At 60.3% G+C, this 12,760-nt stretch carries 13 protein-coding genes; 3 read left to right on the forward strand and 10 right to left on the reverse strand.

Going from position 1 to position 12,760, the window contains the following annotated elements; translation table 11 throughout:
* Nucleotides 1–61 precede the first annotated feature (61 nt).
* The 6 genes from BUB62_RS07585 to murI all read right to left on the reverse strand — a co-directional run bounded on the left by BUB62_RS07585 (nt 62) and on the right by murI (nt 5,848).
* Nucleotides 62–1,477, reverse strand: coding sequence for a CsgG/HfaB family protein (locus tag BUB62_RS07585; RefSeq protein WP_073108197.1), 1,416 nt, complete (start codon nt 1,475–1,477; stop codon nt 62–64).
* An 18-nt stretch (nt 1,478–1,495) separates the two neighbouring features.
* A complete protein-coding gene (locus BUB62_RS07590) occupies nt 1,496–1,936 on the reverse strand; it encodes a curli production assembly/transport component CsgF (RefSeq protein ID WP_073108199.1) in 441 nt (146 codons plus the stop codon).
* Between the two features lie 44 nt (nt 1,937–1,980).
* Nucleotides 1,981–2,622 (reverse strand): CsgE family curli-type amyloid fiber assembly protein, encoded by a 642-nt coding sequence (locus tag BUB62_RS07595; RefSeq protein ID WP_159437423.1) that lies wholly within the window; start codon nt 2,620–2,622, stop codon nt 1,981–1,983.
* 411 nt (nt 2,623–3,033) lie between these two features.
* A complete protein-coding gene (locus BUB62_RS07600; RefSeq protein WP_073108204.1) occupies nt 3,034–4,212 on the reverse strand; it encodes a glutathionylspermidine synthase family protein in 1,179 nt (392 codons plus the stop codon).
* A gap of 15 nt (nt 4,213–4,227) precedes the next feature.
* The gene (locus tag BUB62_RS07605) at nt 4,228–4,920 is read right to left on the reverse strand and encodes a Cj0371 family chemotaxis-regulating polar lipoprotein (RefSeq protein ID WP_073108207.1); all 693 of its coding nucleotides are present in this window, start codon (nt 4,918–4,920) and stop codon (nt 4,228–4,230) included.
* 97 nt (nt 4,921–5,017) lie between these two features.
* Nucleotides 5,018–5,848: a glutamate racemase gene (gene murI / locus BUB62_RS07610; protein ID WP_073108209.1), complete on the reverse strand. Its 831-nt coding sequence runs from the start codon at nt 5,846–5,848 to the stop codon at nt 5,018–5,020.
* Between the two features lie 101 nt (nt 5,849–5,949).
* On the opposite strand from murI, the gene BUB62_RS07615 reads away from it, so the two are divergent.
* Complete coding sequence (locus BUB62_RS07615; RefSeq protein WP_073108211.1) at nt 5,950–6,204, forward strand: hypothetical protein; 255 nt, start codon at nt 5,950–5,952, stop codon at nt 6,202–6,204.
* Nucleotides 6,205–6,339: 135 nt separating this feature from the next.
* Nucleotides 6,340–8,253 (forward strand): ABC-F family ATP-binding cassette domain-containing protein, encoded by a 1,914-nt coding sequence (locus tag BUB62_RS07620; RefSeq protein WP_073108214.1) that lies wholly within the window; start codon nt 6,340–6,342, stop codon nt 8,251–8,253.
* Between the two features lie 321 nt (nt 8,254–8,574).
* On the opposite strand, the gene BUB62_RS07625 is transcribed toward BUB62_RS07620, so the two are convergent.
* The 4 genes from BUB62_RS07625 to BUB62_RS07640 form a co-directional block, all read right to left on the reverse strand.
* A complete protein-coding gene (locus tag BUB62_RS07625; protein WP_073108216.1) occupies nt 8,575–9,342 on the reverse strand; it encodes a hypothetical protein in 768 nt (255 codons plus the stop codon).
* A 78-nt stretch (nt 9,343–9,420) separates the two neighbouring features.
* Nucleotides 9,421–9,777, reverse strand: coding sequence for a DUF952 domain-containing protein (locus tag BUB62_RS07630; RefSeq protein ID WP_073108218.1), 357 nt, complete (start codon nt 9,775–9,777; stop codon nt 9,421–9,423).
* 10 nt (nt 9,778–9,787) lie between these two features.
* Nucleotides 9,788–10,894, reverse strand: coding sequence for a DUF5700 domain-containing putative Zn-dependent protease (locus BUB62_RS07635; protein WP_143164079.1), 1,107 nt, complete (start codon nt 10,892–10,894; stop codon nt 9,788–9,790).
* Between the two features lie 128 nt (nt 10,895–11,022).
* Nucleotides 11,023–11,421 carry a hypothetical protein gene (locus BUB62_RS07640; protein WP_073108221.1) on the reverse strand — a complete coding sequence of 133 codons (399 nt, stop codon included), beginning with the start codon at nt 11,419–11,421 and terminating at the stop codon, nt 11,023–11,025.
* A gap of 190 nt (nt 11,422–11,611) precedes the next feature.
* Between BUB62_RS07640 and hppD the strand changes: the two genes are divergently transcribed.
* On the forward strand, nt 11,612–12,745 hold the full coding sequence (gene hppD, locus BUB62_RS07645; protein WP_084538907.1) for a 4-hydroxyphenylpyruvate dioxygenase: 1,134 nt from the start codon (nt 11,612–11,614) through the stop codon (nt 12,743–12,745).
* Nucleotides 12,746–12,760: the final 15 nt, after the last annotated feature.

The raw sequence follows: 12,760 nt of genomic DNA on the forward strand, positions 1-12,760 counted from the left end.
AAAAGCAGAGCCTTTGCATTGGCTCTGCTTTATATACCTTTCTCTATATAAGAGCGTAGTCTTACCGCTGTGGCAAAGGTGCTACCCGCTCGCGGCGGCTCAGGTAGAAAACCACGCTGGCCCGCAAAGCCCAATAAGAATCGTTATATTTACCAAGTCGCACATTATCAAGCCGGTCGGTCATATAATAGTGCGCATCGGCACCCAAACCAAGACCCAACTGATCGGTAACCAGCATTTCCAAGCCTACGCCCGCCATCAGCTGCCCCTGCACACTCTTGGAATTGATGGTGCGGTCGGGGGAAGTGATGCCGGCTCCGGCCAGCGCGTAGGGCGTAAACCGGTCGCGCGGAAAAAGCCGGTACTGGGCGCACAGCTCGGCGTAGTTGAAGGTTTGCCGGTAAAAGTCGCCGGCCCCCAGCTCGAACCGGCCCAGGTTCAGGGCGGCCGAAAACCGGTTGTTGGGATTGGGGCTGTAGCGAATGGTCAGCTCGCCGCCGGGGCGCAGGCGCGGGCTGCTCAGGTCGCCGTTGTAGCGGATGGAGGCCGCGCTCAGGCCCACGCCCATCGAGCCCCGCCGCTCCCGGTCGGTGCGGCCCAGCACGTCGATGTGCTGATTTTCCTTCTTTTCCTGCAAATACTGCGTCACAGCCAGCCCGTTGCGGTCGGCATCGTGCAGCGGTGCCCACAGCCGGTCCTGAATACCTTCGTACACCAGCGCCTCCACCGATTTTTCGATGGCTTCTTTCACGGCCATTTCCGTGGGCTCGTTGTAGGTGAAGCCGGTTTCGGTTTCGAGCAGACGCTTGAAGTTGACGAAGCGAAACAGACTGGCATCGACCTGCTGGGAGAGAATGGTCTTGCTGGTGTACACGGTTTTCAGAATCTCGCCGGTGCTGGTGCTGATGGCCCGCAGATACACCGTCACGCGGTCCTGACGGTACTGGCCCGAGGCCCCAGCCCCGAAGTAGCGCAGGCCGGCCCCGCCCGTTATCAGGTTGGCATCATACGATATAATGCCGCCTTCCAGGATAACGCCGGCGAAGAGCAGCGAAGGCAGCGCGGGCTGCCGGTCGCCGGTCAGTTCCTGATACTCGGCACGGCTGGAGCGAATTATCTTGCGCTCATTCAACAGGTTGCCCAGATTTTCGCGCTCAATGGGGTTAAACCAGCGCGACTCTTCCAGCGCCCGCAGCAGAATGCTGGTAGCGCCCTGCGTGACGGCCGTGGAAAAGCTGGAGCCGTTTTGCGCGGGCTTGTACTGCCCGGTCTGGTCGCGAAATTTGTACACGGCCACCACCAGCCGGTCTTTGGGCACGGGCAGGCCGCGCAACGCGCCACCGGCCCGCACCTCGGCCCCCAGCCGGGCGCGGTCGGGCGCAGTAAACTGCTGATGCAGATACGGGGCGCACCCGGTTATTCCCAACAAGAGCAGCCAGAAAACCGGCAGCAGGCGACGACAGACGAGGTGTGGCATAGCGCTGGGGCGGCGAGATTAAAAGTAAGGAATGGTCACTGTGGTCTGATTGCCGGTGTTGGTGTCCGTGATTTGCACGGAAAACCCGCCCCCGGTGGGCACCACGTTTATCTGATACGACCCAACGGTGTAGCTCCCCTCCTGCAGGCCCTTGTTCTGGCTGCCAAACTGGTTGCCGACCAGCTTTTGGGCCAGCTGCCCCAGAATCTGCTGGTTCAGGCTTTGCTCAAACTGCTTGAGCGGATCGATCGAGAAGGGGTTGGAATTGGTTTTGGAAGCCGGGTCCTCAATGGTATTCTGCGCCTGCGCCGCGCTCAGCAGCCAGGAGTAGTTGAAGGTATTGCCGCCACCGAAAGAGGGGTTTTTGGGCTCGTATACAAAATCCTGGGCCCACGCGGCCGGGCCGCTGAAGGCCAGAAGGAGCAGCAGCAGGCCCCAGCGAAGTAGCGTTGATTTCATGAAATCAGGGAGTGAAAGCGTGAAAGATGCCGTGCGTAAAGTGCCTAAAAGGACCCGATGCCGCCCTGGTTGCCGCCGCGCTCCAACTGCTGGCCCACGTTGCGGGAGCTGGCCAGAAAATCGGTGGCTACGCCGATGGCGTAGGTGGCGGTTTCTTCAATTATCTCGGCTTTGGGCTGCAGCGGTAGCTCCAATAGCTCATTCTCATTCACCTCTACCGAAATAAGGGTGCTGGTGCCGCGGGCCGGCTTTTCGCGGATGATGATGGTAAAATCGCCCACGCCGGGCGGGGCTTCCCACTGGCTGTAGAATACATCGTAGAAATCGTGGCCTACTTTCGTGATGGTCTGATCCATCACCAGCCCTTCTATCTCGGTGGGGCGGAAGCGGCGACGCTGGCCGTTCTGGGTGGTGTCGCGGGTGGCTTTGATGAGCAGCTGCAGGGCCTCTTCCAGCTTTTTAGCGGGCAGCGGCGAAGCTTCCGATTCCTTTTCAGGCTTCGGGGCTGCTTCTTTGGCCGACGTCGGCTTACGGCCTGCTTGCTGGGCCCGGCCCGGCGCGGCGGCCAGTAGCAGTAGCAGCAGGCAGCCCAGCCCCATCATCCAGGGTCGCCACCACAGCACCAGCACCGGCGCGGGCACAGGCCGTACCGGACGAGCAGCATTGTTTTTGGTCGAAGAAGCCATAGAAGAGCAGCCCAGGGCCAGCTTTAGCTTTTGAAAAGAATCGATTAAACTATAGTAAGCTGTCATTTTCAGACGAACCACCACTATATGGCATAAAAGTAATTATTTAAAAGAATAATGCAAGCTATAAAACACCTATCAAGTAAAATATTTAACAAAATGTTTATATAAAATGGGATTACTAGCACGCGTTGACGCTTAGCAGACAACTACTTACCGCAAACTGGTTTAAGCATAGCATGAGTGGTTAGTGCCCATTATGGCCGTTTAGCCGGCCGGGGCGTAGTCTTCGTGGCCCTGACATGTAAGAGCGGGCAGGCGTGAGTCGGGCAGTGCCTTGGCTCGGCGGTGTGGCTTCACCCTAACGGGTAGGAACTCGCTTTGCTCGTCGCGAAACGGATTTCCGCACTGCTAGCGAATGATATGGGGCACAAATTCGGATAGGTTTGTAATCAGGCCCTGGGCGCGGCGGAAGCTGATGGCGCAGCCGGTGCCGGCCCAGAACACGCCGGCCTGGTACTGGCGCTGCTGCGCATCGGTGGGCAGCTGGGCCCAGCGCTGCCGCACCTGGGGCTGGTGCGCGAAGCCACCGGGCTGCTGCTCCCGCGCCTGGCCGGCCTGCATTTCTACCACGTTCTGGCCTTCGCGCCCCAGCAGCGGCTTGCGCACATAATGGCCGCTCAGGTCTTCCAAGGCGGCTTCCAGCAGCAGCGGGTGGTGCGGATAAACCTGCCAGAGCCAGGCCAGCATGCCTTTGCTTTGGAAGATCAGCGAATACGCGGGGTTAGCGATAATCACGTCGCGGCTGAGCAGCAGCTGAGTCAGGTCGGCGGTCAGCTCCGGCTCCTCTTCGGCCAGTATTTCCCAGGGCACCAGCTTAAATACGAAGCTGAAGCGCTGCCACTGGCCGGCCGCCACCTCGGCCCACACGCCCCGCTCCTCGCCCACCACCGATACCTGCATGGCATCGACCGGACAAACATGAATGCTGGTAAAGCCGCTGAGCCGGGCCGCCTCACCGATTACGGCGCAGTTGGCGGCATCCTCGGCGCTGTCGGGCAGGCTCACGAGCAGCAGGCTGGGGTCGAGGTCGGAGTTGAGCTGCCGCCATTGGGTGAGCTGAGCTTCTAGGCCTTCAAACAAGCCGTTGGCCTGCCGCTCGTCTTCGGCCTGCTGGGCGGCCACCAGGCTGGCCCACTGCACCACCGCCGTTTCCGGGATGCTGGTGGCGGTGTCGGCATTAAACTCAATCAGCTTGGGGCCTTCCGGGGTGCTGGCTAGGTCGAAGCGGCCGTAAAGGTGCCAGTGCCGGTCGTCGTTCCAGGAGTGGCGCACGGCGGCCCACAGGTTGGGCGGAATGGCCAGCAGCGTGAGCAGCTCGTCGGGAATGGGGTCCGGAATCGACTCAACGAACAGGCTGTAGAGCGTGTCGGCGGCGGCCAGCAGGGTATCGGCTTCGGCTTCCGGCAACAGCACGGCTTCGCGGGCCACGTAGTTTTCGCAGGCCTCTTCTACGGCCCACTCCCAGCCCAGCGCCCGCACGGCGGGAGCCACATCCCCGGTCAGGGGCAATAGTTGAATCGTATTCATAGCCTGCCGGACCGCTTAGCCGCCAAACCCACGCCCACCGCCGCCACTACGGCTGCCAAAGCCGCTGCTGCGGCCAAACCGCGGCGCACTGCTGCGCACGGCCGCACGCGACACCGCCGCAGCGGGCCGGATGCCGGCCGTGGGCGACGTGCGCGGCCCCGTGAAGCCCCGCCCGAAAAAGCCCCGCCCCTGCTGCCGCTCCCGATCTACGCCCTGCCGCCAAGCCCCGGTGCGCTGCATGATGCCGGGGTTGGCGTAGTAGCCGGCGTTGGGCATCAGAAAGCGGCCGGCCATGTAGCCGATGCCGCTCCACATGAGCACGTCCATCATGCCGGTGCCGGCCACGCGGTTTTCGGGGTGCTGGCGGCTGTAGTTTTGCATTTGCTGCTGCAACGCCGCGCCCTGCAGCGTGTCGGTTTTGCCATCGAAGTGGTGCAGAATGGCGGCCACTTCTTCCTTGCCAGCGGGCTTCTCGGCCGTTATTTTCCACTGACCGGGCTGGGTTTCGGTCATTTCCGTAATCACGCCCTGCGAGTAGCTTTCGCCGTTGCCGCTGGTCCATTCCTGGTCGGCGGAGTCGTTGGTTCCGTTGGTGGCGCGGTCCGAATCGGAGGTGCAGGCGGGCAGCGCGAGGCCCAGGCTGGTGGCGGCGGCGGCCAGCAGCAGATTGCGCCGCCAGTCGCCCAGCATGTAGTACTTCTTATTCATGGCAGAGAGACGAACCAGGTGGGTAAGATGTTGCAAACGCGCCCTTGGGGTGGGCCAATGGGAAAGATAGGGTTTTCCCGGAGCACATGATCCGGCCTTACTCCCAGAGCGGATAATGCTCCAGATGCACCTCCTGCCCGAAGAAAATGCGGGTGCTTTCCTCGAAGGAGCGGGTGAAATCGGAGACGTAGAACTGATGCGTGGGGGCCGTTTTGCTGGCTTTGGCGGCCAGCGCATTGGCTTCCAGATACTGCTTTACGTGGCTGGCTACCACATCGGAAGCATCCAGCACGGCCACGCCGCCATCGTAAAAATCCTTGATCTGGCGCTGAATAAGCGGGTAGTGCGTGCAGGCCAGCACCAGCGCCTCGATGCCATGCAACGCGGGGTTCGAAAGGTAGGTGCGGATGATGTTGTCGCTGATGGTGTTGTTGAAGAATCCTTCTTCCACCATCGGGGCCAGCAGCGGCGTGGCCAGTGATTTCAGCTCCACGCCCGCATCCAGGTCGTCAATCTTCTTTTTATAGACGTTGGAATTGACTGTTTGCTTGGTCCCGATCAGGCCCACCGTGCGGTTAGCGTAGGCCTCGCCGATGTGGGCCACGATGGGGTCGATGACGTTGAGCACGCGGGCTTTGGAGCCCACGTATTCGCGCACCAGCTCATAGGCCGCGGCCGAGGCCGAGTTGCAGGCAATGAGAATGACTTTGCAGTGCTGGCGCAGCAGCAGGTCGCAGATTTTGATGCTGTAGGCCTGAATAGCAGCCGTGGATTTGTCGCCGTAGGGCAGGTGGGCCGTGTCACCGAAGTACACGAGCTGCTCGTGGGGCAGCACCCGGTTCACGGCCCTGGCCACGGTGAGCCCACCGATGCCGCTGTCGAATACGCCGATGGGACGGCGGGTAATATCTGCGGGAGAAGATGCCATACGGAAGCGAAGGTAAGGGCTTTTGCGGCACCTGAGCGGCCGGCAAAGAAAGTCGGACTATGCTATATTATTTCTGTAAAATTCTATATTACGCCTCGTCTATGTATCCTCCATTCCTGCCCATGAGTGAGATTCTGGAAGAAATTGACCGTGCCCTCCTGTCCTTCGATTCCGGCCGGGGCCGCCCCGTCGCCATCGAGCTGGGCGAGCGAAAATACACCCAGCTGGTGCTCGACGTGGCCCACCAGCACAGCGCCGGTGGCGAGCTAACCACCAACACCGGCCGCCCGCTGGCCTACCGGGGCCTCGAAATCCTGCGCGACGACCGCAACATGGACCGCGTACGGGTGATATAGGTTAGGAGTTAGGAGTTAGGAGTTAGGAGTTAGGAGATAGGAGCTGGGAGATAGAAGTTGGAAGTGGATTTGTCGCTACCAACGATTCTAACTCCTAGCTCCCAGCTCCTGACTCCTAGCTCCTATCTTTGCCCCATGAATCTGCTTTCCGGAGAAAACCTCTCAAAAAATTACGCCGACCGCTGGCTGTTCCGCGAGTTGAGCTTTGGTCTGAACTTAGGGCAGCGCGTGGCGCTGGTCGGCATCAATGGCACCGGCAAAACCACCCTGCTCAAAATTCTGGCCGGCCTGGAGCAGCCCGATACGGGCTCGGTGAGCGTGCGCAAGGGCATTCGGGTGGCCTTTCTGGGCCAGCAGCCGGTGTTCGATGAGAACCTGACGGTGGAAGAAACCATCTTCGCCAGCCAGAACGACACGCTGGCCGCCATCCGCGACTACGAGCACGTGGTGAACGATGCGAACCACAAATCCGACGATCTGCAGCGGGTGATGGAGCAGATGGATGCCCTGAACGCCTGGGACTACGAGGCGCAGGTGAAGCAGATTCTGGGCCGCCTGGGCATTCTGGGCGAGCTTTTGGAGCGCAAGGTGAGCATGCTCTCGGGCGGGCAGCGCAAGCGCGTGGCCCTGGCCCGCGTGCTCATCGAGGAGCCCGAAGTGCTGATTCTGGACGAGCCCACCAACCACCTCGACCTCGACACCATTGAGTGGCTCGAAAGCCGGCTGGCCTCGCCCTCGCTCACGCTGCTGATGGTAACCCACGACCGGTATTTCCTGGATAAAGTCGCCAATGAGATTGTGGAGATGGACCAGGGCAAGGTGCACCGCTACCAGGGCAACTACTCCTACTTTGTGGAGAAAAAGGCCGAGCGCGAGCAGATAGAAGTGGCCGAAGTGGAAAAAGCCCGCAACCTGCTGCGCAAGGAGCTGGACTGGATGCGCCGCCAGCCCCAGGCCCGCGGCACCAAGCAGAAAGCCCGCATCGACGCCTTCTACGAAACCCAGGAGAAGGCCAAAACCAAGATCAGTGGCCCGCAGATGGAGCTGAGCGTGAAAACGACGCGTCAGGGCGGCAAAATCATTGAGGTGGAGCACCTGCACAAGCAGTTCGGCGACCATGTGGTGCTCGATGATTTCAGCTATGTGTTCAAGAAGAAGGACCGCATCGGCCTGATCGGGCCCAACGGCGCGGGCAAATCGACGTTGCTGAACATGCTCACCGGCAAGCTCCAGCCCGACTCGGGCACCGTGGATGCCGGCCAGACCACCGTATTCGGCTACTACACCCAGACTGAGCTGGAATTCGACGAGAGCCAGCGCGTAATTGACATTGTGAAAGAAGTGGCCGAGGTGGTGGAAATGGCCAACGGCGAGGTGGTCACGGCCTCGCAGTTTCTGCAGCACTTCCAGTTTCCGCCGGCCCAGCAATACACGATGGTCAGCAAGCTGAGCGGGGGCGAAAAGCGCCGCCTGCAGCTGCTGCGCGTGCTGATTAAGAACCCCAACTTCCTGATTCTGGACGAGCCCACCAACGATCTGGACATCATCACGCTGAATATTCTGGAGGATTTCCTGCTGAATTTCGCCGGCTGCATCCTCATCGTGTCGCACGACCGCTACTTTATGGATGCGCTGGTAGAGCACGTATTCGTGCTGGAGCCCGGCGGCCAGATCCGGCAGTTTCCCGGCAACTACACCGACTACCGCGAGTGGCAGAAGGAAAATAACTCGGAGGAGTACGCCCGCGAAAAGGCCAAAACGGCGAAGGCCGCCGCGGGCGTGGCTCCCTCCGCCGCCATAGCGCCCGCCCCAGCCGCCCCGTCCGCTGCCCCCAAGCGCAAAGCCACGTTCGCCGAGAAAAAGGAATACGAAACGCTGGAAAAGGAGATTGAGCAGCTCGAAACCCGGAAGCTGCAACTCATCGAAAAGCTCAACGCCGGCACCGGCTCCCACCAAGAGCTGGCCGACTGGGCCGCCGAGCTAAAGCGCACGGACGCCGCGCTGGACAGTAAAGGCGAGCGGTGGCTGGAGCTGGCCGATTTCATGTAAGCAGCGCCTGGAGACAGGCTGGCCGCAATAGGTTAATCCAGGTTGCGAAGTAGCCGCAGCGCGGCGGCAGGTTTGTAGCATTGAACGCAGTAGCAAGACAAAGCCGCGTAGCGGTGACAGAAACGCCCGAACGGCTCTGTCACCGCTACGCGGCTTTGTCTTTTAGCTTATTCGGATTCTACAAACCTGCCGCCGCTACGCGGCTGTATAGATTAGGGTAATTGACTGCAACGAAGCGGTAGAGATGCTTCGACAAGCAGACGCCAGATGGAGCATGACCGTTCGTTTGCCTGTTTTATCCCTTTGGGGCCGGCTGATGCCTCAATACTGCTTCCGCTGCTGCTCGAAGTCGAAGGTAAAATTGTGGGGGCCAATGGGCGTGCTCAAGCGCAATAAAGCCGATTGGTCGAGGGCGGGGAATACGATGTAGCCATGCATCAGCTCGCCCGGCTGGAGCAGGTAGCGGCGCAGCATCTTGCGTTGCCACAGCTCCAGCTCCAGAGCCGTGCGGTCGGCGGTTTCGGCGTGGCGGGCGCGGGTGTCGTCGAAGCTCTGCATACTTTGGTCATACTGAACTTTGCGCTCATACTCCTGCTTCGGCGTTTCCTTGCGCTTGGTAGCGGTTACGTCGGCCGTCACGTCGCTCAGCATCGTCAGCCATTCCCAGACGCTGGTGCCGGTGGCTTTGCGGTCGGCGGTGCTGAGCTTGGTGGCGAGCTGCTCCACTTTTAACTCAGGGTCGAAGGCGGCTATTCGGCTGGGGCCATAGGCCGCATTGGCGGTGGAAGCCACGCCCTGCGCTAGTGCGGGCTGGTAGTAGAACTGCGCCGGATCGACCAAAACCGCCCGCCCGGAGCCATTCCGGATTTCGGCTTCAAACAGCAGCTCCTTATCCCGCTGATGCGCAAAGCGCACCGTCATTTCGATGCTATCCAGCGCGGCGAACAGCGTCTGCGGGCCGTCCGGCCCTTTTTCGGCCGCCTCACTGGGCCGAATAGAAAGATAGTAGGAAGGGGCGCAACCCGTCAGGAGCAAACCCAAAGCTACCGCCGGCCAAGCCGCGCGGCTCATGCAAAAGCCGATTTTCATAGCACACCCGTTAGCCTATATACCCAGGAGCCGATACTGGCCAAAAGGTTGCACGTTGCGTCCGGCGTGGTGTATTTCTCAGGCCAGCTCGTCCAACTCCGGCGGCAGCGCGTGGCCGCCCTCTTCGGCCAAGGCGAAGGGCAGCGCCCGCACCACGGCGGCCAGCGGAATGGGGGCTAGGATATGCGGAAAATAGTCGTCGTGCTCTGCGGCGTACTCGCGCTGCACGGGCACGGCCGCCACCCACAGCTCCGCCTCATCCAGCTCCAGCAGCACAATATCTTGGCGACCAGCATAGTAGCGGTTGGCGGTGCCGAGCACCTGGTACAGCTCGGAAGCATGAATGAAGCCTTCCGTTTTGAGGTCGGCGCTGGCGAAAAAGCCGGTTTGCTGGGCGGCAGTCCAGTCGGCCAATTCGGCAATGCGGTAAATCATTCGGGCAGCGTTATGATTTTCGGGAGTGGGCCGGCGGCAGCCAGTATTTCTTCTCCAACTCCTGCACGCGGCGAATAGCTTTTTCCGAGTACACGTATGGCCGGGCCTTGTCGCGCTTCGCGGCTTTATTGTAGAGATACACGAACTCGAACGGGTTCTGGATGCTTTTCAGCAGCTGCTGGCTAAAACCATTGCGCACGATAATATCGGCCATGTAATAGCCCGGGCAGTGGCCGCTCGTCCACCTGATCAGATTGCGGTAGTATTTTTCATCCTGATAGCCCGCCTGGCTTTTATCCGCCATCAGCTCAAGGTTCTCCCCTATCTTACCCACAATGCTATCTGCCTTGTTCAGTAGAAAGTCCTCGTACTGGAACTCAAACGGCATTTTATCCTTATTGATGAGGCTGTACTTTTTATCAATCATATCGGCGCTGCCTTCATTCAGAATGCAGCTCAGCGTGTAGAGGATGCCCTGGTCGCCTTGCGCCACGTTGCGAAATGTAACGGGCCGGCGCAGGATGTGGTGCATTTCGTGGGCGGCCAAGATGCCCGGCTTGAGCTTGTCCTGGTTGTAAGCGCTCCACAGCGTGAAGATCATCACGTCGCCGCCGGCTATGGCGTCATTTTCAATTCCGAGCAGGTAGATGGTGGTCGTGGTATCCCGCTGCTGCAGCCGGCCGGGCAGCCACTCCCAGGTGGCCTTGTATAGAGCAGTAAGATACTCCGGCCGGGTGAGCTGCTGCTGGTATTGCTTTAATTCTGCCTCGTGGGCTTTGTACTGGTTCACCTTGTAGGTTTTCCAGTTTTTCACCGGCTCCTTCAGGCGCTCCTGCAGCTCCGCCGCGTGCTGGGGCATATACACCACCTCAACCGCCTTGCGCAGGTTGGCCAGGTACCGGGCATCGAAGCCCTGATTCTCGATGTAGATTTTGTTCGCTTCAATAGCCAAAAACGCCTGCCAGTCTTTCACCCGCAGCGAATCACCCTGCTTCAGGCGGTCCACTAGTTGCCAATAGGCATTCAGGGGCGTGGCATCTATTTTCTGCGCCTGGGCCTTTGGAGTAGCAGCGCCCAGCAACAGTAGCAGCAGGATAATTTTCGGCAGTATTCTCACGGCTATGCATTAGTAATAAGCCTTTTTTTACCAGCTGGGTTCCGGCTGGCAAAGCTGCCATGCCGCAACGGGCGTTGCGGCATGGCAGTTGCACTGGTTAGCTCAGGTAGGCGAAGGCCCGGACCAGCCTACGCCTTCCACACTTCCTTGCGCACGCTCTTGCCCACAGACAGGATCAGGCGCGTAGGGTTGGGCACGAGCACTAGGCGGGCTTCCTTGCCGGGAAATTCGTCCGAATCGACCCAGACGCCTTCCTTGTGCGAGGGCAGGTAGCCGGTGTCGCCGCCGAGGTCGTTGGGCAGGTAGGCGGTGGGCAGCAGCACATCGGTATCGGGGCAGAGCTTCTCGTGGACTTTCTCCAGCATTTCCTCCAGATACGTGCCGTATTCCTCGTTGAAGCTGTCTTCCAGGTCGTGCAGCTCTTCCTCCACGTCGTCGTAGCGGGTGTCGTCGTAGGATAGCTTGTGCAGTTCCTGCTTCTTCTCAATCAGCGAGACGAGGGCGCGGTTCAGGTCCTCTTTATTCATAGCCACGGGGTGCAAATGGTTAAGGCGCAAAGGTGCGTAGGATTCTGCAATTGTACGAAACCGCCGCCCGCAAATCCCCATCCCGGCCCCGGAATCGGAAGGGCCGCGCCGGGTGGCGGAACGATTTGGTGCAAACCCGTATTTTTACCCTCACATTCCCATTTCCACCCGTCATCCTATTCTTTCCGCCATGCAAACCATGACTTCGCCCGCGGTGCAGGCCCACCCCGCCCACGATTTCCTCCCCCTGAAAGGCACGGACTTCGTGGAGTTTTACGTCGGCAATGCCAAGCAGGCGGCCTACTTCTACCAAGCCGCGTTCGGCTTCGAGCTGGTGGCCTACGCCGGCCCCGAAACCGGCCTGCGCGACCGGGCCAGCTACGTGCTGCAGCAGGGCAAAATCCGCTTCGTGCTCACCACCTCCCTCCTGCCCGACTCCGACATCACCCGCCACGTAGCCACGCACGGCGACGGCGTGAAGGTGATGGCCCTGTGGGTCGACGACGCCCGTAAGTCGTGGGAGGAAACCACCAAGCGCGGCGCGAAGTCGGCTTTCGAGCCCTACACCATCGAGGATGAGTTCGGCAGCGTCACGCTGTCGGGCATTTATACCTACGGCGAGAGCGTGCATACCTTCGTGGAGCGCACCAACTACACCGGCCCGTTTATGCCGGGCTTCGTGGCCAAACGCGGCCTGGTGCCGCAGGACAAGCCCGTCGGCCTGATGCACGTGGACCACTGCGTGGGCAACGTGGGCTGGGGCGAGATGAATCAGTGGGTGAAGTTCTACGAAGATGTGATGGGCTTCAAGCTCCTGCTCACCTTCGACGACGAGGATATCAGCACCGAGTATTCGGCCCTGATGAGCAAGGTGGTCAGCAATGGCAACGGCTACGTGAAGTTCCCCATCAACGAGCCGGCCGAGGGCAAGAAGAAGTCGCAGATTGAGGAGTACCTCGACTACTACCACTCGCCCGGCGTGCAGCACATCGCCATTGCCACCAACGACATCCGCACCACCGTCACCGAACTGCGCCGCCGCGGCGTGGAGTTTCTCTCGGTGCCCGGCACCTACTACGAAGACCTGCTGGACCGCATCGGCGCCATCGACGAGGATCTGGAATCATTGAAAGCCCTGAACCTGCTCGTGGACCGCGACGAGGAAGGCTACCTGCTTCAGATTTTCACCAAGCCCGTGGAAGACCGACCTACGGTGTTCTTCGAAATCATTCAGCGCAAGGGCGCTAAAAGCTTCGGCAAAGGCAACTTCAAGGCCCTGTTCGAGAGCATCGAGCGGGAGCAGGCGCTGCGCGGGAATCTGTAATACCCTGTCATTGCG

Origin of the sequence: Hymenobacter daecheongensis DSM 21074 (genome assembly GCF_900141805.1) — a bacterium.
GTDB classification, from domain to species: domain Bacteria; phylum Bacteroidota; class Bacteroidia; order Cytophagales; family Hymenobacteraceae; genus Hymenobacter; species Hymenobacter daecheongensis.

Bases quoted from the DNA above. Each gene is read 5' to 3' on its own strand.
- BUB62_RS07615 (WP_073108211.1), top strand. From the start codon at position 5,950: ATGTATCCTCCATTCCTGCCCATGAGTGAGATTCTGGAAGAAATTGAC.
- BUB62_RS07630 (WP_073108218.1), bottom strand. From the start codon at position 9,777: ATGATTTACCGCATTGCCGAATTGGCCGACTGGACTGCCGCCCAGCAA.
- BUB62_RS07595 (WP_159437423.1), bottom strand. From the start codon at position 2,622: ATGGCTTCTTCGACCAAAAACAATGCTGCTCGTCCGGTACGGCCTGTG.
- BUB62_RS07625 (WP_073108216.1), bottom strand. From the start codon at position 9,342: ATGAAAATCGGCTTTTGCATGAGCCGCGCGGCTTGGCCGGCGGTAGCT.
- BUB62_RS07605 (WP_073108207.1), bottom strand. From the start codon at position 4,920: ATGAATAAGAAGTACTACATGCTGGGCGACTGGCGGCGCAATCTGCTG.
- BUB62_RS07590 (WP_073108199.1), bottom strand. From the start codon at position 1,936: ATGAAATCAACGCTACTTCGCTGGGGCCTGCTGCTGCTCCTTCTGGCC.
- BUB62_RS07640 (WP_073108221.1), bottom strand. From the start codon at position 11,421: ATGAATAAAGAGGACCTGAACCGCGCCCTCGTCTCGCTGATTGAGAAG.
- BUB62_RS07600 (WP_073108204.1), bottom strand. From the start codon at position 4,212: ATGAATACGATTCAACTATTGCCCCTGACCGGGGATGTGGCTCCCGCC.
- murI (WP_073108209.1), bottom strand. From the start codon at position 5,848: ATGGCATCTTCTCCCGCAGATATTACCCGCCGTCCCATCGGCGTATTC.
- hppD (WP_084538907.1), top strand. From the start codon at position 11,612: ATGCAAACCATGACTTCGCCCGCGGTGCAGGCCCACCCCGCCCACGAT.
- BUB62_RS07585 (WP_073108197.1), bottom strand. From the start codon at position 1,477: ATGCCACACCTCGTCTGTCGTCGCCTGCTGCCGGTTTTCTGGCTGCTC.
- BUB62_RS07620 (WP_073108214.1), top strand. From the start codon at position 6,340: ATGAATCTGCTTTCCGGAGAAAACCTCTCAAAAAATTACGCCGACCGC.